Here is an 18,177-nt window from a genome sequence, read left to right as displayed (position 1 = left end):
TTTCCTACCGGGAGCAATGCGACGACACCGGGTCGGGACGAGCCTGTACGCCGGCGTGCTGTTTGTCGTCCTCGGCGTGCTCGCGTGGGCGACCGGCCAGCCGTTTATCTTCCCGAGTCTCGGTCCCTCAGCGTTCATCCTCGCGTTCCAGCGAGACCGCGACCGGACGGGGCTGGTCAGCGTCGTCGTGAGCCATCTTATCGGCGCTATCGCGGGACTGGTCGCGTACAGCCTGCTCGCAAGCGGTGTCTCGCTGGTCGCGGACCCGACCGCGTTCTCGATGGCCGGGCTCCGCCTGGTCGCGAGCGCGACGCTCTCGATTATCGTGACGAGCTGGGGGATGATCGCCACCGATACGGTACACGCACCGGCCTGTGCGACGACGCTCATCGTCTCGCTGGGGCTGCTCTCGACGCCGCCCCAGGTCGCCACCATTGTGGCCGGTGTGGGCGTCCTCGTCGCGTTCCACGCGCTCGTGCTGTCCGCCTACCACCAAGCAACAGATCTGTCCCGGACAGACCCCGTCGACGGCTGATGCGGTCACACGCCGTTTTACTCGTCCGACAGCTGGACGGTCAGCGTCGGCACTGGTGATTCGCGGACAACCGTCTCCGCGACGCTCCCGATGAGGTAGTGATCCAGCCCGGTCCGGCCGTGGGTCCCCATCACGACGAGGTCCGCCGGAATATCCGTGACGGCGTCGACGATTTCCGTCTTCGGGACGCCCTCTCGCCGCGTGGTCTCGACCGCAACGCCGTCGGGTAACTCGGCGACAGTCGCTTCGATGGCCGCTTCGACACGCTCGCGCTCTGCCTCGATCCACGCATCGGCCGACAGGCCGCTCGACGGGCTCTCGAACCGGTTCCGTGTGTCGACGACCGAGAGCACGTGAACCGTCGCGTCGAACCTGTCCGCAATCGTTCCGGCGTGTCTCGCGGCCGCACCGATGCCGTCGCTGCCGTCGGTCGGGAGGAGAATCGTGTCGTACATCGTTACAGCCCACCCGTCGCCATCAGGAACAGCGCGCCGGCGATGACTGCGAACAGCCCGCCGACGAACTTCTTGATGGTCCCGGTGTCTAGCGCGGTCGAGACGTACGGCGCAATCTGGCCGCCGGTGACGGTCGCGGGCACGGTCCAGACGACCATGTTCCACGGCGTCGACGCGAGGTTGATGGAGTGTGCGCCCGGAACGAGGCCGCCGCCGAAGACGTGGACCAGCGAGGCGAGGACAGCCGTCAGTGCCACGACGATGTGGTTTGTGCCGATGGCAACCCTGACTGGGACCTCCGTCCGAAGCATCGAGATGATGCCCAGTTCGCCGACACCGAACCCGGCCAGACCCTGGAAGACACCGCCGATGCTGTAGTTCGCAAAGCGCTCGAGATAGCCCCCGCGCGTGTAGCCGTAGTCGTTGCCGTCGCGGTCGACGCGCGTAACCGTTCCGTTGTCGGCCGTTTCGACGCCGGCCGGGCCGAGCTTGTTGTCGTCGTCGGGAAGTGTTGCGTCGCCCCCATCGGCCGACACCTCCGGGTCGCTGTCGCCTGCCTCACCCGGCTCCTCGTGGCCGAGGTCGGCCTTGAACAGCAGGTATGACGCCGCCAGCAGTGCGATGCCGAGGAGCGCGTGAAACAGCGGCTCCGGGATGACAAACGAGAGCAGTGCGCCGGCGATGACGAAGGGCACGCTCCCGAGGACGAGACTCAGTGCGAGCCGCCGGTCGACGAGTCCGTACTGGATGAACGCGAGTGCCGAACTGGAGAGGCCGAACGACTCGCTGATGAGGCCGACTTTCACCAGTGTTTCCGGGGTCAGCGTCTTCCCGGCGATGAGCGGGAAGATGAAAATGAGAAACGGGACGAACAGCGCTGACCCGCTGATCCCGACCGTGTTGACGATGGTTGCCCCGATGACGAAGGCGATACAGAGCCACCAGTACTCGAACCAGTAGCCGCTTCCCGCGTCCGCCGGCGTCGGTGCGGCCGTGTACACACCGACGACGAACAGTAACGGTGCTAGGAAGACGAAGACGTGCTGGTACTTGAGAAACCCCTTCTGGAGTCGACTGGACGGTGACGACGTGGTCATTGACGCGTGAACCCAGAATTGTGAACTATCGCTTAAATCCCTTGTTGTCTGTATCGATGTTACAAATAATTGTATTTCTTTGCTGAAACACCCACAAACGCACGATGTCTCCGGTGGCCTAATATCCCTAATATTTATTTCATAGCCCGTGGTAACATGTACCGTTATGAGTTTCCCTGAGGGACCAATGGAGTCGGGCGGCCGGTCGAGTTACGATGAAGACGTTCCTGCCGACGCCGCGGACACGGACGGGCTCTTTGGAGCCCTGCGTCGGTTCTCGAAGCGGTGGTCCCGCCGATACATCGAGATGCGCGTCGACGCACTCGCCAGTCGCCGGGACTAATCAGCGATACCTCGTGACGTTCCGGGAAACAGATATACGACCGCTACGCCAGCGATGCGTATGGATATCGACAGAATCGCTGTCCACGACTCGGTCGCACAAGCCTGTCCGCTGGAAGCGATGGTCGCCGCGCTACAGGGGTTCGGCGTGCCCGTCGAAGCGGTCGGCGACGACGAGACCTTCGATGCCAGTGACTGCGTCGTCACGTTCTCCCCGCGGGACGCGTTTCTGGACGCCGCCTGGGTTCACGGCATCCGCGCGGGCTACGACGAGTTCGACGTGGCCGCCTACGAGGCCGCCGGGACGGCGCTGACGAACAGCACCGGTATCCACGGCGACACCGTCCCCGAAACCGTCGTCGGCTACCTGACGGCGTTCGCGCGCCGCCTCCACGTCTATCGGGACCGACAGCGCGACGGCGACTGGACGCAAGAGCCCTACAACGAACCGTTCACGCTGACCGGCGAGCAGGTGTGCGTGGTCGGCCTGGGCACCATCGGTCAGGGTGTCGCCGACCGGGCTGCTGCGCTGGGGCTGGAAGTCGTCGGCGTCCGCCGCTCCGGCGACCCTGCCGAGAACGTTGAGCGTGTCTACACGCCCGATGAACTGGACGCCGCCGTCGCCGACGCGCGTTTCGTCGTGCTGTGCTGTCCGCTTACCGAGGAGACCGAAGGCATGGTCGACGCCGCGCTCCTCGACGAAATGCGGGATGACAGCTACCTCGTCAACGTCGCTCGCGGACCCGTCGTCGTCGAAGACGCGCTGCTGGCTGCACTGGATGACGACGCGATTGCGGGGGCGGCCCTCGACGCTCACTGGGAGGAACCGCTACCGGAAGCCCATCCGCTCTGGGACCACGAGTCGGTCATCGTGACGCCACACGTCGCCGCGTTCACGAACCAGTATCACGAGGACATCGCGGCCCTCGTTCGGGAGAATCTCGACCGGATCGACCGCGGCGAGTCGCTTCGGAACCGCGTCGCATAAGGGTGGCTGCCTCAGCGGGGCCGCGTCGCTTGCGCCGCTCAGGAACCTTCGACTAGCCGTTCTAGCTGTTCTGGGGGGACTGCGCCGCGGGCGGCGTGGCCGTCGTAGGCGAACGTCGGAACGCCGGTGATGCCCTGTCGCTGGGCAGCCGTGAACTTCTCGCGGACCTCCGACCGGAGGGTGTCGTCCGCGAGCGCCGACCGGATTTCCTCACCGTCGACGCCCGCATCGGTCGCCAGGTCGACCAGCAGGTCTTCGTCGCCGATGTCCGCGCCGTCCTGCCACAGCGCCTCGAAGATGGACACGTCGAAGTCCAGCCACGTCTCGTAGTCGTAGTGCTCCTTGACGTAGTAGGAGGCGATCTGGGCGGGCAGCGAGTCGATGTCGGTGGCGATGTCCAGGTCCATCTCGACGCCGTACTGCTCCTGGAGCCGTCGCACGCTCTGCTTGGCCTGCTCGTAGTAGTCCTCGTCCTTGCCGTCGTCGACGGAGTGGTCGATGGAGCCGTCGGGGTTGCGCTTCCCGCTCCGGAGGTCGAAGGGCTGCCAGTCGATCTCCAGTTCGCCCTCGCGCGTCGACTGGTACTGCCGCAGCGATTCGCGTCCGAGATAGCAGAACGGGCAGACGTAGTCCGAGAAGACCGTGATCCGCTCGTTCGACTGTGTCTCACTCATACGCCCGGATATGCGTTGCTCGCGGTTAAACGCAGCCACCGTCTGTGCCGGGTCCGCGCACGACCGGTTCGTTACGCCTCGTCGACGGCCCCGTGGACAGTCTCGACACGCGAGATGAGGTCGTCGGCGGTCGCCGCGAGTAGCAGCACACACCCGCTCACACCCACGCCTTCGCGGCCGACCACGGCGACGGGCGTTTCCTCGCTGGTCCCGAACGCCCGGTCGACGCCCCATCGGGCCGTGGCGTCGTCGGAAACGGCATCCGGCCGCTCGCCGGGGTCGTACGAGGCGACAGCGCCGTCCAGCGACGCCAGCGCGTCTTCGACAGCGCCGGTCAGCCGGCAGTCGACGGCGAACCGGATTTCCGGGTCATATTCCCGGGCGGCCAGCAGGGCACGAGCCACCGCCGTCGACGCGCCGAATCGGACGCCGCGGTTCGGCCGGACGCCGTCCATCGTCCGGGCGATGCGGCCCTCGACGGCGGCGACCGAGTCCGGCGTCTCCGCGTAGGGCGTCGCGCCAGCGACGGTCATCCCCCGGTCGGGAACCAGCACCGACACGTCCGCATCGACGAACGCCGACACCGCCCGCTCGACGGCCTCGATCGTCGACCGCCGCGCGGCATCGTTGCGCGTCTGGACGAGGTGATGGACCGCGCCGGGTCCCTCGCCCACGTCGAGGTTGTACCGGACCGCGCTCGCAAGCAGGTCGATCCCGCTCCCGACCGCCGTCGGCAGGTCGTCGTCCTGAGCCAGCCGCGTCGCGATGGCCGAGGAGAGCGTACAGCCGGAGCCGTGCGTGGCCTCCGTGTCGATGCGGTCGTGGCGAAACGTCGTCACATCGTCGTCGGTCACGAGGGTGTCGACCACGGCGTCACCCGGGACGTGGCCCCCCTTCACGAGCGCGCTATCGGCCCCCATCTCGACGAGGTCCCGTCCCGCCCGTTCCGCGGCCTCGGGATCGTCGATGTCGCGGTCGGTCAGGACGGCAGCCTCGTCGGCGTTGGGCGTGACCACCGTCGCTTCGGCGATGAGGGACCTGTAGGCGTCCTCCGCCTCGGCGGCCAGCAGGCGGTCGCCCGACGCCGCTACCATCACCGGGTCGACGACGAGATTCGACAGTTCGGCGGCGTGGTCGACGACCAGCTCGATGACCTCGCTCGTTGCGAGCATCCCCGTCTTGACCGCGGCCACGTCGAAATCCTCGGTAACTGCCTCGATCTGGGCTTCGATCTCCTCGATGGGGAGCAGGTGCTGGCTCTGTACGCCAGTGGTGTTCTGTGCCGTGATGCTCGTGATCGCGCTGGTCCCGAAGCCGCCACAGGCTTCGATTGTCTTGAGATCGGCCTGAATACCAGCCCCGCCGCCGGAGTCGCTACCGGCGATGGTCAGCACGACTGGCGGCGTCACTGGGGCGTCCGCTCGTGTCATATCCGATGGCTCCACCGGCGGCCACAAATCGGTGCTGATCTCCCAGCTGGATTATATTCTCCGCCAGAATCCTAGTATGCTAATAATACGCTATATTACATTTGAGAAACGCTTATGTATCGCTGTGCCGGATGTGACCCCGTACCACAATGGAACCAGCGTCGCGCGATACTACCGATTCCGACGAGCAGTACGGCAGCTTCACTACCGGCGGCGGCGATGTCGTCGTCTACGACACGGAGAACCCGACCGCATGGCTCCAGTCAAGCTATGCGGTACAGGTGGGCTGCTCCTCGGAACGAAAATCGGCCTGACTTTTCTACCCGACCGATATCATCGCGATTCCGACGATAGCGAGCGCGGCAGCAGCCAGTCTGGCCTGGAAATGTGACTCATCGAGGAGCACAGCCCCCAGGATGACAGCGACGATAGCCTGCCCGTTGACGATGGGCGAGACGATACTCGCCGGGAGCAACTGGAAGGACAACAGCACGATGTGGTTCGCGTAGGCGACGAACATCGCCGCGACGACGAACTTCGGGAGGTCCGCCCGCCATCCTGACGGGACCTGGTACCGGAACGCGAGCGGCGACATCAGCGCGGCGACGCCGACGGCCATCACCGGGATGTACGTCGTCGGCTCGATGGACAGCTCCTGCATCAGGACTCGCTTGCCCACGTCGACGAACGCGAACGTCGCGGCCGACAGCAGCGCCAGCTGGGCGGGCCGGGACTGCCAGGCCCGTTCCAGCGGGGCCAGTAACGCAGTCCCCTGCCAGTTGGCGACGTAGACGGCTGTGGTCGCGACGACGACGCCCCCGACCTGCAGCGGCGAGAGGTGCTGGCCCAGCAGGCCGACTTCGAGCGGCAACACGAACACGGGAACGATTTTGCTGATCGGGGAGACGTAGGAAACTTCGCCGATGCGGATCGCTCGAAAGAGAGTGAGCAGTCCGATTGCCGTCAGTCCCGTCACGGCGAGCACCGACGCGAGGATCTTGACGCGGTTCGTCGCCGGGATGACGGGTTCGCCGCTGACGAAAATAACCGGGAGGTACACGACGGGCACGAGGAGGTACGTAAGCAGCAGGAACACCGGCGATGGATAGTCGGTAAACCACCGCTTCATGATGAACAGGTACACCCCGAACACCAGCGCGGACAGGACGGCGTACGCGATTCCGACGTTCACGGTTGACAACCGCCGGCCGACCCCAATAACTGTTCCTTTCGTCTTCGCATCACTGCGTCCGCCGTCTGGCGACCAGGGCCGCAAGCAGTACCGCGAGGCCGGCCGTGAGGGCGGTGAAGCCGTCGCCCTCCCTGGCCGTGGTCCGTGTCTCCGTTGTCGTCTCCGTGGGTGTCGGCGTCCGTTCGGTCGAGACAGTCACGTCGGCCGTCGTCGCTGTCGTTCCGTCGCCTACTGACACCGACACCGTCCCGGGGTCATCGAGGGTGACTGTCCGTGTGACCGTCGTTGTCGCCTGTGGCGGGAGATGCACCCGTTCCTGGGCGAACACGACATCGTCGCGGCGGAACTCCACTGTCGTCGCTCCGGGGATGTCGTTGTCGTTGGCGACGGTAGCGGTCACGGCGACCCTGCCTCCCTGTCTGACCTCGCGCGGGCTGGCTGCGATGTCGGTCACCGTGGCCGCTGCCGGCTCCGACACGACCACAGTGACGGCGTCGCCGTCCACGCCGACCACGTACCGGCCGGGGTCGACGAACGTGTGCCGCAACGCAACATCGGTCCGTGCCCCCGCCTCGATCTGGCCCTGTTTCGCCGCGACGACGCTGCCGTTGACCGCGAGTGTCACGTTGTACGCCCCCGATTCACTGCCGGCGTTCTCGACGACGGTGTCAATCGCGAGCGTCTCGTTGGTCGCCAGTCGAATCGGACTGCGTCCGCCCACCGATGCGTTCGACCGGTAGACGCTGTCCGCGCGGTAGGCGTCGCTTCGCTCGACCGGCGGGAGGCTGTACCCGATTCTGGCGGGGATTGCGCCGAACAGCTGCCGGTGTCTGGTCTCGTTCCACACCGTCACCGTCGCGGTCGTTTCCGTCTCCGTTGCGGCCGTGTTTCGAACGGTCGCCCCGCCGACGGTCTCGACTTCTGTGAGGAACTGCGCCTGTGTGACCGGCTCGCGATAGCCGTTCAGCGACTGGAACACGGTCTGGAGCGTCCGGTTGCGGTCGGTGGCTGCGCGGATATGGACATCGGTTCGTCCGGCGACCAGTGCCCCTTTCTTGTAGTTCGCGGTGTTCGTCCAACTCGATGGGTCCGCCAGCGCCACGCTGCTGTAGATCGGCTGTTCGCCCGCCGCGAGATGGTTCCGGAACTCGTCGAATCCGATCCGGTCCTGTTCCAGCGTCAGGACGGCGGCGTAGTACGTTGCCCACCCCTCAATCGTCCACCGCGTCTCCCGCGTCGTCTTGTAGGCCTGCCGGCTGTGGACGTACTCGTGGAGCCAGACGTTGTTGGCAGTATCGAGTGTCTGCCGGGACTGGACCCACATGTCCGCATCGCCGATCTGGTAGCCCTCAACGCCCCAGTCGACGGCCCTGGACGGTGCCGCGACGACGAACACCTGCTCGTCGCGGTCGCCCACGCGGAGCGCGTTCGAGGCGTTCGTCATGGAGTCGAGGACCGCAATCGGCGAGGCCGTCATCGTCGTCCGCTCCGGGACGACCAGCGTGAACGTCTGATTGTGGGTCGTCTCCTCGAAGATCGCCACCTCGCCGAGATACACGATCTCCTCGCCTGCCGCTCCGGGTCCTGCCGTCTCGACCGTCCGATTGAACCCGACCGCGTCCTGCCCAATGTAGCTCCAGCGTGTCGGCGTCCGTGACCGGGTGAGCAGTGCCCACTCGCCCGTATCGACGCTGATGTACCGGCCCTCGGCACCCTCTGGCCCGCTCTTGTCGATTGTCTGGTTCGGGTTGATGCGGTAGCGTATCGTCGCCGGGTCCGCTGTCTCGTCCCACTCGTAGACGGACGCGTTGACACGCTCGAACCCGTCCGTCCCGGTCACCGTCGCCTCTGCCGGGACGTGTGCTTCGAGATTGACGACCCGATCCGGGATCTCGTAGGCCAGTGTCACCGCCACCTCGCCCGGTTCCGCCGGCACGCGTTCGTAGGTCTGTGTCTGCCGAATGACATCGCCGTCGTCGGCTTGTGTCGCACCCGACGTGGCTCCCCCCCGCTCCATGCTAGCCGCTGGTATACCGACCGATCCGGACGTGTCACCGCCCCGTTCCCGTGGCCGGCGTCGGTCCGTGTCGGCGCTCCCCGTCCGGACTGCCGGACCGTTGGATGTGGCAGCCGCCGGCTGTGCCTGGTTCACTCCGACTGTCGGTGCACTTTCCCGCTGGCTCACGCCGTCGGCCCGCACGCAATCCGTATCGCCCAATCCGGTCGTTACCGCTTGGACGCCACCTCCGGGGGGTGCCGCCGCCGCCACCGGGGCTGTGAGTCCCCCACCGAGGAGAAGCACCGCGAGTCCCACGGCCACCACCCACCGGGGTAAAACGAACATTGCGAACAGTTACCGCTGCATGGTTGAAATAGTTGACCGCCAATCGTGCCGGTTGCTACCACGGCACAATACTGATTTCGGCCGGGGACGCTCGGAATTTCTCACAACGGCAAAAACGCTGGTTCGGGACCGAGCAATTCGGGTTCCCGCGAAAGCAGTACGTCGCGAGCCGGACACAGCAGTCGCTTGCCACGCCGCTCTCACGAGAACCGTTGGCAGTCAGGAGTTCAGGCGACGTTGAAACCCTTGTCGCGGAGGAAATCCTCGACGCGGCCCGTGTGATTGCCCTGGAGCTCTATCTGCCCGTCCTCGACTGTGCCACCGCAGGCGAACTTCGATTTGAGGTCCGAGGACAGTGAGTCCATGTCGACGTCTTTCGGGTCGAATCCCTCGATAATCGTTACCTCCTTCCCGTAACGGCGCTCGTCGATGCGGATGTTAATCTCCTGGGACTCCTTAGCAACGTCCTCGCAGACGCAGAGCTCCTCAGGCAGCCCGCACGTCGAGCAGACTTCCGACATTACAATCGCGCCTACGAACACGACCTATTAAACACTGTCGGGGCCTACCGGTCGGCGACGATCGCATCGGCGATTTCGACGGCCTCGTCCGCGATCGCCTCGTCGATTTCGCCCCCGTACCGGAGCCGTTCCCGTAGCGTCGCCAGCCGGTGGACCCGGTCGTCGGCCCCGATATCGTCGAGATACGCCCGCACTGTCTCGCCGCCTTCGCGGCTCCGATGTTCTTCCGCACAAACGTACATGGCCCGCTGGAACGCCCGCTCAACGTCGGTCTCGGGGTCCACACGGCGCTGGTAGCGCAGCCACACCGCTCGGTAGGCGCGCTCGCTGACGCCGGAGCGGCGAGCGCCCGCCGCGATGCCGAGCAGCGCCACGACCCCGAGCGCCAGCTCCTCGCGCGACGGGAGTTCCGGCAGTCCTGGGCCGATCTCGCCACCCTCGCCCGTCCCCCGACCTGCTGGTGTGCCGGCCGTCGTGTCGGCTTCGGTCGGTGTCGGTGTCGCCGTCGGTTCGGTTTCGGTGCCGTTGGTCTCGGTCAGCGGCGCGGGCGTCGGCGTCGGTGCCGGCGTGTACTCCTCTACCGGGATACCGTCGCCGACGGTAGGGGCCGACCCGTCCGAACTCGCGTCCTCGATCCGCTGCTGTCTGACCGCCTCGCGCGGCCCGGACGGCGTCGGGTCGAACTGGATCCAGCCCTGGCCGGGGAAGTACACCTCGACCCACGCGTGGGAGTTGAGGCCGCGAACAACCCACCGGTTCTCCTCGATTCGCTGGCCGGACGTGTAGCCGACTGTCATGCGCGCCGGGATTCCCTGGGTCCGTAGCATCGCTACCATCGTCGTCGCGAAGTAGACGCAGTACCCCTCGTCCATCTCGAAGAGGAAGGCGTCGGCGACGTTGAAATCCGGCCGGTCGACTTCAAGCGAGTAGCCCTTGTTCTCCTGCAGCCACCGCTCGACGACCAGCGCCGTCTCGTAGGGGTTTTCCGCGTTCCCGGTGAGGATCGACGTTCGCTCTGCGACGCGGCTCGGCGTGCTGTCGGGGAGCTGGGTGTATAGATCGGCGGCCAGGTCGTCGTAGTCGGTGCCGGCCTCGCGCAGCCTGTCCGGCGTCGCCACGAGCAGTTCGCTCCTGACCTCGTAGCTGTCGCCCGTCGACAGCGTGCCGTCGGGCTGGAACCCGCCCTCGCTGGCGACTGACACCGACGGGGTCCCCGAGTAGCGGACGGGTTTCCAGGCCGCTGGCACGGTGCCGATGGTCGATTCGGCCTGGAACTCCTGTCGGAGTGTCCGGGTCTCGCCCGGCGGGCTGTCGAGGCGCTGGTCGTCGTACGGGCGGGGGTTGCCCGTCCGTACCCAGCCGTCGCCGGTGTAGCGGTCGTAGGAGGCGACCCGCCAGTAGCGTGGTTCCTCACTCTCGACTGTGTAGCGTATCTCGGGGGTCAGCGAGATGCTCCCGAGCACTGAGATAGCCTCTCCCGCGTCGAAGAGGCTTCCCTCGACGGTCTGCCCCTCTGAACCGTCGTCGTACGACAGCGAGGTGTCGCGGGTAATCGGTACCTGTGACAGCGCCGCCGGCACGACGATTATCGCCGCCAGTTGTTCGAGGACGGCGCGCCGACCGGTGTCGATGCCCTCGCTGTCGTCATCCGGTGGTGCCGTCTCGTCGCTACCGGTCATCGCTCCGGGCCGTTTCGTCAGGTCTTCGGGCTCGTCGGCCGACAGCGTATCGAGCGTCCCGAAGCCGATTGTCGCCGCGATGCCGACCACGCCGAGCAGCGTCGTCACCACGCCGGCGTCGGTCGTCAGGGCGAAAAACGCGAGCGCCGTGCCGGCCGTCACCGTCGCAGTCACGTACCAGCGCCGCAGGGCGAAATACCATGTCAGAAACACCGGAGCCGGCGCGAACGCCAGCACCCACAGCCTGACCTTGGCGATCTGGAGCAGCGACCGCCCGGTCAGTAAGGCGGCGGTGTCGGCCAGCAGTTCCGTTATCGCGGGGTCCGTCGAGAGGCTCAGTATGTACGCGCCGAGCCCACCGGCGAACAGCACCGTGCCGACCGCGACCGCGAGCGTCGGCCTGAGGACGCGGGCCAGCAGCGTCGCGCCGACGACGGAGAGCGCGACGAGCACCAGGAACAGCGTCGGGTCGCCGACCACGTCGCTGAGGTAGAACATCGTCCGCAGCGGCGCGCCGATGGCCAGTGCCACCGCAAGTAGCGCCAGTATCCGGGACCCGCTCCAGGGGAGCCGATGGCGAACCCGTTTCGCGACGGCGGCGCTCATCCGCTCACCTCGCCCGCGATTGGGTTGTCCCGGCTGGCGGTCACGTCTGTGAAGGACCGGCGGCGACCGTCGACCGCCACCGTGACGCCGTCGCCGGTGGCTGTGACGACCACGTCGGCCTCGTCCACGCGGTTGGTCCGGCCCGCGTCGGCCCGGGCAAGCAGTTCGAGCAGCCGCGTCCGGTGGGTGTCGCCGTACCCCTGGTCGACCGCGCCGTTCGGGACGGCGAGTTCGACCGCGAGGCCGCTCTCCAGTGCGGCCATCGCGATAGTCGCCGCCGCTGCGGCCATTTCGTCGGCGTGGCCCCGTTCGGCCTCCGCGGCGACGAGGAGGCTCCTGTCGCTCCGGGTGTCGGTGAACTCCTTGACCAGCAAGTCCTCGCGCTTGGCGCTGGATTTCCAGTGGACATCACGCAGTGAGTCGCCGCTGACGTACTCCCGCAGCCGGTCGAACGACTGCCGGTCCTCGCTCTCCGGCGTGAACGTCCGCGCGAACGCATCCGTGCCGCCCAGCCGGTAGACGGGCGGATACACCAGCACGTCGGTTCTGCTGACAATCGTGTAGCTCTCTTCGACGAGCCCCAGCGCGTCAGTCACTGTCACCTCGACGGGGCCGGCCTGTTGCTCACCCCGGGCCGTGTAGGTGACCTGGTAGGTCACCGTGGCTGGCAGGGACTTTGTGACGGTCGTCTCCCCTTCTAATCCAGCGGAGAGCCGGTCGGTGACCGTTGCGATGCCGCTGCCGTCGACGCGGAACTCCACAGACTTCGTTTCGCCCGGAAAGCCACGGCGGAGCCGGCCCCGTTCGACGGTCGGCGCGCCGCTCCAGCGGATCTGGACGGCGGCGGCGACCACGCCCACCAGCAGCGGGCCGGCGACGGCGGTGAGCCCGGGCTGACCGAACCTGGCACTGATAAGCAGAGCGGTGACGGCGACGGCGAGGACGGCGAAACCGCGGCGTGTCGGTCTCATTCGACGTAGACGGTATCGAGTGCCTCCGCGACGAGCGCCCGGGCGTCCTGCTCGCTGCTCTCGGTGCGGATGCGATGCGGGAGGACGACCGGCGCTTCCGTCTGGATGTCGTCGGGGATGACGTAGCTGCGCCCGTCGAGGACCGCCCGGGCCTGCGCCGCTCGCAGCAGCGAGATGCTCCCCCGGGGACTGACGCCGAGTTGTGCGTTCTCCCGCGTGTACCGCGCCAGTCGGGTCGCGTACGACCGGATCGGTTCCTCGACGGTCACGTCGGCCACTGTCTCCCGGGCCGCGGAGAGCGCTTCGAGGGTGGCGACCGACGAGAGTTCCTCGATGGGATGGTGGCCCACCACGTCACCCAGCATCTCCGTCTCCGCCGCCTCGTTCGGATAGCCCAGGTGGAGCTTCGTCATGAACCGGTCGAGTTCGGCCATCGGCAGGTCGTAGGCCCGGTTCTGCTCGACCGTGTTCTGCGTGGCGATGACGGTAAACGGCTGTGGGACGGGGTGTGTGGTCCCGTCGACGGACACCTGTCCCTCCTCCATCGCTTCCAGCAGGGCCGACTGCGTTTTCGGCGGGGCACGGTTGATCTCGTCGCCGAGGACGACGTTGGCGAAGATGGGGCCGGGCCGGAACTCGAACTCCTGGGTCTTCTGGTTGTAGATATTGACGCCGGTCACGTCGGTCGGCAGCAGGTCCGGCGTGAACTGGACGCGCTTGAATTCGCCGTCGAAGGAAGCCGCGACGGAGCGGGCCAGCATCGTCTTGCCGACGCCGGGAACGTCCTCAAGCAGGATGTGGCCGCGGCCGAGCACCGCCGTCACGATGTGTTCGATGGCGTCGTGTTGCCCGACGATGACTTGTTCGACGTTCTCGATTACCTTGTTTGCGACGCGTGTGGCGTCGCGGAGGGGGCTATCCGACTGCTGACTGTGTGTTGTATCGGTGTCTGTCATAGTCGTGCGCTCGTGGGACGACGCCTCGGAACGGGGGTTGGTTGGATAGGTTGCCCTGTCGACCAGTAAGTGTCTTGTGTGGCTCGCCACATGCTCCGGGCCGTTCGACTGTGGCCGTCTCTACGGCGTGAGCGCATGTAACTCTGTGGATGCGTGAGTCCCACACACATCCGCTTCACGGCCAGTAGCGGGGTTCACCAGCGCTTGCAGGCCCCACAGACGAGGATGCCGTCCTGTGTCCACCGCCGCTCGACGACCTCGCCACACTCGGCACAGGCCGCTCCCTCAGGCGACCACGCGTAGGTCGTCACGGCCGGCTCAACGGTTTCGGTCGAGGCCTCGGAGCCAGCGGGTTTGACCCCGTCAGCCGAAGCTTCGGAGCCAGCGGGTTCGCGCCCCGGCTCCGCAGTTTCGTCTTCCGCAGAACTACCGCCGTCCCTCTCGTCCTCGCTCTCGTCGCCAGCGTCGAGAAAGTCATCCAGCGAGGCGTCTTCGACCATACACCCTGGTTTCGGCTGCGGCCACAAATACCCTATCGGTCGTTCCGGTGATTTCTGTCCAGGATGGTGCTGATCCGCCAACCGACCGCTATTCGGTGGCGACGCCGACGGTCAGCAGCGTCCCCAGTTCGCGGTAGCGTTCGACCATCGCCTCGCGAGTCTCGAACTCGTCCGTGGGGAACGCATCCGCCGGCGGGATCTCCACCTCGCGGTCGGGGATCGTGTCCTGTGATGCCACGGCCAGGCCGGCTTCGCGGAACGCCGCGCGGTACTCCGGGGCGCTCCAGCGGGTCATCTCGATGTCGATGAACTCCTGCCAGTCGTGGGAGTGGACGTTCTCCTCGTAGTAGTTCACTGCGATGTGGGCGGTCCCACCCGGTCGCAACACTCGCGCGATCTCCTCAAGCGTCTGTGGTGGGTCGCTGGCGTAGTAGAACGCCTCCATCGAGAACACGTGGTCGATGCTGTCGGTCGCAAACGGCAGCGCGTCGAAGTCGCCGCGCAGAAAGCCGATACCGTTGTCGTCCGTGTATTCGCGGGCGTTCCGAAGCATCTCCGGCGACCCGTCGAGCCCGTAGCAGGGGCCGGCGTCGTTGGTGTCTCGGAGCGCCCGGAGCGCGTAGCCCGAGCCCGTCCCGAGGTCGAGTACCGTGTCGCCCGGCTCGACCGGCATCCGGGCGAGGACGTGCTTGGCCGTGTGCCAGTGCCGGTCCTCCATCCCTCTGTCTTTGCCTTCGGCCGCCCATTCGTCGAACTCCTCGCGAACGCTCATATCTCGTCCCAGTGCCGGGAGGCCCAAAACCCTCGCTGTTCAGCGCCAGTGAGACACTGTGCGCCGGGAACACAAACGCAAAGTAGGGCCACGCGAACGTTCAGGTAATGCAAGGACTCCTGTCGGAACTGCTCGGAAGCATCATCGATATGCCCGGCTGGTTCCTCGATGTTGCACTGAACGACCCGCTGGCGGCGCTGATGCTTGCCGTCGGTGCCGTCATCACGACCGTCTCGGTTGCTTTCTTCGGGTACCTCTCGCTGGGGGCCGTGCTGTCGCTGTTCAGCGGTTCCGGCGGTCGAGGGCCGCCCCAAGCAAATCGATAGCCGTCTCGATATCCGGGCCGAGCGGCGACGCGAACACCACGCTGTCGGCGTGCTCTTCTAACGCCGCCGTCCGTTCGGCCACCGTCTCCGGCGTGCCGGCGATACAGAACGCGTCCAGCATTGTCTCGGTCACGCCCTCGAACGCCGCCGAGAACTCGCCGGCCGAGATCGCCTGCCCGATGTCGGTGGCGGCGTCGTGGTCGATGCCGTGACGGTCCAGCACCGGCGGCGGCGACCCTGCGGCGACGAATGCGACCGGCGGCCGCGCGGCCTCTCGCGCTTCGGCGGGGTCTTCGGCCACTGAGACGCTGGCGTAGGCCGCGAGATCGAACTCGCCGTACTCCTCGGGCCGTTCGTCGGCCATCTGCTCGACTTGTTCGCGTGCCCACGCGAGGTCTCTCGGGTGCGCGCCGTTGTACAGCGCGCCGTCGGCGTGTTTCGCCGCCATCCGGGTCATGTGTGGTCCCTGTGCGCCGACATACACCGGAATTTCGCCGACCTCGTAGTTCAGCCCGGCGTCGACCGCCTCGAACGTGCCGTCATGGTCGACACGCTCGCCGTCCCAGAGCTGGCGGGCGGTTTTGAACGTCTCCAGCACGCGACGCAGCGCATCGTCGTGGTCGAAGCCGAGGTTGCTGAGCGTCGACTTATCGCCCGGTCCGATGCCGAAGACGGCGCGTCCGTCGCTCATCTCCGCCAGCGTCGCCATCCGCGAGGCCAGCGTCACCGGGTGTGTCTCGTAGGGGTTCGCGATGCCGGGGCCCAGCACCACGTCGTCGGTCCGCTCGGCCATCGCCGACAGCGCCATGAACTGGTCGCGGTTGTTGTAGTGGTGGCTGGCGAAGACGGCGTCGAGTCCGTTTGATTCGGCCTGTTCGGCAAACGAGGCGAGCTGGGCGACTGGGTGTTCCGGGGTGAGTTCAATCGCGTACATGAGACCACTCTCTGAGTGCTTGTCTGACAACGTCTTTCTCCTCGTCGCGGTACAGCTGGTCGCTACCTGCGTGGTCACCGAAGTCGAAGTCGCGGACGACTGCGGCGGGCGTTCCGCCGTCGCCCTCGCCGGTGACGAGGTTGGCTGCGGCGGCGAGTTCGTCGACGACGGCCTGGACGGTGGCTTCGAGTTCGCGGCCGTCGCGGTCGTGTTCGCCCCGCCAGTCACGCGAGGCGGGGAGACCGGCCCAGCCCAGCGCGACGCCGCGCTGCCCGAGACGGAAGGGTCGACCGGACGTGTCGGTGACGATGACACTGACCTCGACGCCCGCCCGTTCGCGGATGCCGTCCCGGATCGCCTCGGCGTCTGCAGTCGGGTCTTCGGGGAGCAAGAGGAGGTCCGCGCCGGGAACGTTCGAGCGGTCGATGCCCGCGTTGACCGTGATGTGGCCGAAGCGCGTCACGCCGAGGATGAAGGGGGCTTCGACCAGCACCTCCTCACATTCGTCGAGAATCGCTTGGGCCATCCGCGAGTCCTTCTCCTCGTCGGCGATGTCCTCGATAGTCGCCGCGATGCGCTCGGCGCGCTCGCTCGGCTCGTACGACGACAGCGACCGCCCGCGTCCGTCGGCCTTGGAGACGATGGTGCTGGCGACACAGACCACGTCACCGTCCCGGAGATCCGCCTGCTCGACGAGCAACTTGGTCACGTCGTCGCCGGGGCGGACCTCGGGCAACCCCTCGACCGCGAAGACTTCCATACCGCCTCTGAGAACCCTGCGGGAAAAAGACCCGCGTTCGCTGCAAAGCCGGCCAACAGTGGCAACAGCTGCCGGTATCCTTTGGCGGCTCCGGCAGGTCGCGCTACAGTTCGTGCTGGGTCACGTCGAGTGTCCCGTCCTCGACTGTCGCGGTCATCATGGTCGGGCGGTCGGCCGGTGATGCCCCCGTGACGCTGCCGGGGTTCAGGAGCCACACGTCATCGTAGACGGTGTCTGTCAGTTCGTGGGTGTGGCCGGCGACGCCGACGGCGTTGCTGTCGGCCTCCTCCCGGACCGCGGCGGCCACGCGGTCGGCCCAGCCCCGTTGTGACCCGGTGCCGTGTGTCACGACGAACGTGACGCCACCGAGCTCGACCGTCGCCCGCTCAGGTAACCCTATTTGCGGGTCGATGTTGCCCGAGACGGCGGTCAGTGCCGTTGCCATATGGCGGATGTCCGAGAGTGCGCCTTTGCTGTCGAAGTCGCCGGCGTGGATGACGTGGTCGGCGACCTCGATGCGTTCCCGGAAGGACGGCGGGATCTCGTGTTCCCGGGAGGGGATGTGTGAATCGCTGATGAGAGCGACATCCATACCGGTCCATCACGTCGCCGCTCGAAAAGGGTTACTGCCACGGAAACGAGTCCCCGACTGCTCGCCTCAGCGGCGCTACTCTGCGGGGGTAAACACGTCTCGCAGCCCGTCCAGTTGCTCGACCAACCGGTCGAGACCGTCGTTGATCGCTGCGACCCGTGCTTCGATGTCGTCGGCCGGAACCGCGCCCTGTGGCGTCGGTTCGACGAGTTCGTCGTCTTCCAGCATCCGCAGCGAGTACCGCACCTTGTGTTTCGGGACCCCTGTCTCCTCGGCGAGCCGGACGATACCGATCGGTCCGTTCTCGATGACGGCTTCGAGGATCACCAAGTCCCGCCCCTCCTTCTCGACCTGATCTTCCAGTCGGTCCATTCCCATAGCAAATCGTATCTGTGCGTTTTGGTCCGTGACACATAAACGCCCCAGTTACGCCACTCCGAGTCGCGTTCGCTCTCTTTGCTGCTGCACTGGTTTCGAGGGTTTGCTGTGTCACTCCCGACCGT

Annotated in this window: 21 protein-coding genes; 5 read left to right on the top strand and 16 right to left on the bottom strand. The window is 66.5% G+C overall.

Annotated features, from left to right (window positions below):
• The first annotated feature begins 16 nt into the window (after positions 1 to 16).
• Positions 17 to 535, top strand: a complete 519-nt coding sequence (locus tag NDI54_RS01455; protein WP_310894709.1) for an HPP family protein — start codon at positions 17 to 19, stop codon at positions 533 to 535.
• Positions 536 to 552: 17 nt separating this feature from the next.
• On the opposite strand, the gene NDI54_RS01450 is transcribed toward NDI54_RS01455, so the two are convergent.
• Both NDI54_RS01450 and NDI54_RS01445 read right to left on the bottom strand, forming a co-directional pair.
• Positions 553 to 990 (bottom strand): universal stress protein, encoded by a 438-nt coding sequence (locus NDI54_RS01450; RefSeq protein WP_310894708.1) that lies wholly within the window; start codon positions 988 to 990, stop codon positions 553 to 555.
• 2 nt (positions 991 to 992) lie between these two features.
• Positions 993 to 2,087 carry a sulfite exporter TauE/SafE family protein gene (locus NDI54_RS01445; protein ID WP_310894707.1) on the bottom strand — a complete coding sequence of 365 codons (1,095 nt, stop codon included), beginning with the start codon at positions 2,085 to 2,087 and terminating at the stop codon, positions 993 to 995.
• Between the two features lie 166 nt (positions 2,088 to 2,253).
• Here NDI54_RS01445 and NDI54_RS01440 point away from each other — a divergent pair, with 166 nt between their 5' ends.
• Together NDI54_RS01440 and ddh are read left to right on the top strand one after the other, a co-directional pair.
• A complete protein-coding gene (locus NDI54_RS01440; RefSeq protein ID WP_310894706.1) occupies positions 2,254 to 2,430 on the top strand; it encodes a hypothetical protein in 177 nt (58 codons plus the stop codon).
• Positions 2,431 to 2,490: 60 nt separating this feature from the next.
• The gene (gene ddh / locus NDI54_RS01435) at positions 2,491 to 3,417 is read left to right on the top strand and encodes a D-2-hydroxyacid dehydrogenase (protein ID WP_310894705.1); all 927 of its coding nucleotides are present in this window, start codon (positions 2,491 to 2,493) and stop codon (positions 3,415 to 3,417) included.
• A 38-nt stretch (positions 3,418 to 3,455) separates the two neighbouring features.
• On the opposite strand, the gene NDI54_RS01430 is transcribed toward ddh, so the two are convergent.
• The gene (locus tag NDI54_RS01430; RefSeq protein ID WP_310894704.1) at positions 3,456 to 4,091 is read right to left on the bottom strand and encodes a DsbA family oxidoreductase; all 636 of its coding nucleotides are present in this window, start codon (positions 4,089 to 4,091) and stop codon (positions 3,456 to 3,458) included.
• 71 nt (positions 4,092 to 4,162) lie between these two features.
• On the bottom strand, positions 4,163 to 5,521 hold the full coding sequence (thiD, locus tag NDI54_RS01425) for a bifunctional hydroxymethylpyrimidine kinase/phosphomethylpyrimidine kinase (RefSeq protein WP_310894703.1): 1,359 nt from the start codon (positions 5,519 to 5,521) through the stop codon (positions 4,163 to 4,165).
• Positions 5,522 to 5,670: 149 nt separating this feature from the next.
• Here thiD and NDI54_RS01420 point away from each other — a divergent pair, with 149 nt between their 5' ends.
• Positions 5,671 to 5,835, top strand: coding sequence for a DUF7331 family protein (locus NDI54_RS01420; RefSeq protein ID WP_004590650.1), 165 nt, complete (start codon positions 5,671 to 5,673; stop codon positions 5,833 to 5,835).
• A 5-nt stretch (positions 5,836 to 5,840) separates the two neighbouring features.
• Here NDI54_RS01420 and NDI54_RS01415 read toward each other — a convergent pair whose 3' ends face one another.
• The 8 genes from NDI54_RS01415 to NDI54_RS01380 form a co-directional block, all read right to left on the bottom strand.
• Positions 5,841 to 6,722: a DMT family transporter gene (locus NDI54_RS01415; RefSeq protein ID WP_310894702.1), complete on the bottom strand. Its 882-nt coding sequence runs from the start codon at positions 6,720 to 6,722 to the stop codon at positions 5,841 to 5,843.
• A 40-nt stretch (positions 6,723 to 6,762) separates the two neighbouring features.
• Positions 6,763 to 9,057 carry a peptidase gene (locus NDI54_RS01410; RefSeq protein WP_310894701.1) on the bottom strand — a complete coding sequence of 765 codons (2,295 nt, stop codon included), beginning with the start codon at positions 9,055 to 9,057 and terminating at the stop codon, positions 6,763 to 6,765.
• A 227-nt stretch (positions 9,058 to 9,284) separates the two neighbouring features.
• Complete coding sequence (yciH, locus tag NDI54_RS01405; protein ID WP_004516073.1) at positions 9,285 to 9,578, bottom strand: stress response translation initiation inhibitor YciH; 294 nt, start codon at positions 9,576 to 9,578, stop codon at positions 9,285 to 9,287.
• Positions 9,579 to 9,622: 44 nt separating this feature from the next.
• A complete protein-coding gene (locus NDI54_RS01400) occupies positions 9,623 to 11,863 on the bottom strand; it encodes a transglutaminase family protein (protein WP_310894700.1) in 2,241 nt (746 codons plus the stop codon).
• Complete coding sequence (locus tag NDI54_RS01395; RefSeq protein WP_310894699.1) at positions 11,860 to 12,834, bottom strand: DUF58 domain-containing protein; 975 nt, start codon at positions 12,832 to 12,834, stop codon at positions 11,860 to 11,862. Before NDI54_RS01395 ends, NDI54_RS01400 begins: the two co-directional genes overlap by 4 nt.
• Entirely contained in the window at positions 12,831 to 13,790 is a 960-nt protein-coding gene (locus NDI54_RS01390; protein WP_310894698.1) for an AAA family ATPase, read from the bottom strand. The genes NDI54_RS01395 and NDI54_RS01390 overlap by 4 nt, the downstream gene beginning before the upstream one ends.
• A gap of 194 nt (positions 13,791 to 13,984) precedes the next feature.
• Positions 13,985 to 14,290: a DUF7573 domain-containing protein gene (locus NDI54_RS01385; RefSeq protein ID WP_310894697.1), complete on the bottom strand. Its 306-nt coding sequence runs from the start codon at positions 14,288 to 14,290 to the stop codon at positions 13,985 to 13,987.
• 88 nt (positions 14,291 to 14,378) lie between these two features.
• Positions 14,379 to 15,062 carry a class I SAM-dependent methyltransferase gene (locus tag NDI54_RS01380; protein WP_310894696.1) on the bottom strand — a complete coding sequence of 228 codons (684 nt, stop codon included), beginning with the start codon at positions 15,060 to 15,062 and terminating at the stop codon, positions 14,379 to 14,381.
• A gap of 107 nt (positions 15,063 to 15,169) precedes the next feature.
• Between NDI54_RS01380 and NDI54_RS01375 the strand changes: the two genes are divergently transcribed.
• Complete coding sequence (locus tag NDI54_RS01375; RefSeq protein ID WP_310894695.1) at positions 15,170 to 15,388, top strand: hypothetical protein; 219 nt, start codon at positions 15,170 to 15,172, stop codon at positions 15,386 to 15,388.
• Here the strand turns inward: NDI54_RS01375 and NDI54_RS01370 are convergent.
• The 4 genes from NDI54_RS01370 to NDI54_RS01355 form a co-directional block, all read right to left on the bottom strand.
• Positions 15,345 to 16,322 (bottom strand): 5,10-methylenetetrahydromethanopterin reductase, encoded by a 978-nt coding sequence (locus NDI54_RS01370; protein ID WP_310894694.1) that lies wholly within the window; start codon positions 16,320 to 16,322, stop codon positions 15,345 to 15,347. The genes NDI54_RS01375 and NDI54_RS01370 overlap by 44 nt on opposite strands.
• Positions 16,309 to 17,082, bottom strand: a complete 774-nt coding sequence (locus NDI54_RS01365; RefSeq protein WP_310894693.1) for a coenzyme F420-0:L-glutamate ligase — start codon at positions 17,080 to 17,082, stop codon at positions 16,309 to 16,311. Before NDI54_RS01365 ends, NDI54_RS01370 begins: the two co-directional genes overlap by 14 nt.
• A 103-nt stretch (positions 17,083 to 17,185) precedes the next feature.
• Complete coding sequence (locus NDI54_RS01360) at positions 17,186 to 17,674, bottom strand: metallophosphoesterase family protein (protein WP_310894692.1); 489 nt, start codon at positions 17,672 to 17,674, stop codon at positions 17,186 to 17,188.
• A 75-nt stretch (positions 17,675 to 17,749) separates the two neighbouring features.
• Positions 17,750 to 18,046 (bottom strand): winged helix-turn-helix transcriptional regulator, encoded by a 297-nt coding sequence (locus tag NDI54_RS01355; RefSeq protein WP_310894691.1) that lies wholly within the window; start codon positions 18,044 to 18,046, stop codon positions 17,750 to 17,752.
• Positions 18,047 to 18,177: the final 131 nt, after the last annotated feature.

Source organism: Haloarcula terrestris (assembly GCF_031624315.1).
Classification (GTDB): Archaea; Halobacteriota; Halobacteria; order Halobacteriales; family Haloarculaceae; genus Haloarcula; species Haloarcula terrestris.
The sequence above is the reverse complement of the archived record's forward strand: the minus strand, read 5'-3'. Positions and strand labels throughout refer to the sequence as shown.

Coding starts and splice junctions, on each gene's coding strand:
- yciH (WP_004516073.1), bottom strand. CDS start 9,578: ATGTCGGAAGTCTGCTCGACGTGCGGGCTGCCTGAGGAGCTCTGCGTC.
- NDI54_RS01355 (WP_310894691.1), bottom strand. CDS start 18,046: ATGGACCGACTGGAAGATCAGGTCGAGAAGGAGGGGCGGGACTTGGTG.
- NDI54_RS01390 (WP_310894698.1), bottom strand. CDS start 13,790: ATGACAGACACCGATACAACACACAGTCAGCAGTCGGATAGCCCCCTC.
- NDI54_RS01375 (WP_310894695.1), top strand. CDS start 15,170: ATGCAAGGACTCCTGTCGGAACTGCTCGGAAGCATCATCGATATGCCC.
- NDI54_RS01400 (WP_310894700.1), bottom strand. CDS start 11,863: ATGAGCGCCGCCGTCGCGAAACGGGTTCGCCATCGGCTCCCCTGGAGC.
- NDI54_RS01370 (WP_310894694.1), bottom strand. CDS start 16,322: ATGTACGCGATTGAACTCACCCCGGAACACCCAGTCGCCCAGCTCGCC.
- thiD (WP_310894703.1), bottom strand. CDS start 5,521: ATGACACGAGCGGACGCCCCAGTGACGCCGCCAGTCGTGCTGACCATC.
- NDI54_RS01385 (WP_310894697.1), bottom strand. CDS start 14,290: ATGGTCGAAGACGCCTCGCTGGATGACTTTCTCGACGCTGGCGACGAG.
- ddh (WP_310894705.1), top strand. CDS start 2,491: ATGGATATCGACAGAATCGCTGTCCACGACTCGGTCGCACAAGCCTGT.
- NDI54_RS01455 (WP_310894709.1), top strand. CDS start 17: ATGCGACGACACCGGGTCGGGACGAGCCTGTACGCCGGCGTGCTGTTT.
- NDI54_RS01420 (WP_004590650.1), top strand. CDS start 5,671: ATGGAACCAGCGTCGCGCGATACTACCGATTCCGACGAGCAGTACGGC.
- NDI54_RS01410 (WP_310894701.1), bottom strand. CDS start 9,057: ATGTTCGTTTTACCCCGGTGGGTGGTGGCCGTGGGACTCGCGGTGCTT.
- NDI54_RS01395 (WP_310894699.1), bottom strand. CDS start 12,834: ATGAGACCGACACGCCGCGGTTTCGCCGTCCTCGCCGTCGCCGTCACC.
- NDI54_RS01445 (WP_310894707.1), bottom strand. CDS start 2,087: ATGACCACGTCGTCACCGTCCAGTCGACTCCAGAAGGGGTTTCTCAAG.
- NDI54_RS01430 (WP_310894704.1), bottom strand. CDS start 4,091: ATGAGTGAGACACAGTCGAACGAGCGGATCACGGTCTTCTCGGACTAC.
- NDI54_RS01365 (WP_310894693.1), bottom strand. CDS start 17,082: ATGGAAGTCTTCGCGGTCGAGGGGTTGCCCGAGGTCCGCCCCGGCGAC.
- NDI54_RS01380 (WP_310894696.1), bottom strand. CDS start 15,062: ATGAGCGTTCGCGAGGAGTTCGACGAATGGGCGGCCGAAGGCAAAGAC.
- NDI54_RS01360 (WP_310894692.1), bottom strand. CDS start 17,674: ATGGATGTCGCTCTCATCAGCGATTCACACATCCCCTCCCGGGAACAC.
- NDI54_RS01440 (WP_310894706.1), top strand. CDS start 2,254: ATGAGTTTCCCTGAGGGACCAATGGAGTCGGGCGGCCGGTCGAGTTAC.
- NDI54_RS01450 (WP_310894708.1), bottom strand. CDS start 990: ATGTACGACACGATTCTCCTCCCGACCGACGGCAGCGACGGCATCGGT.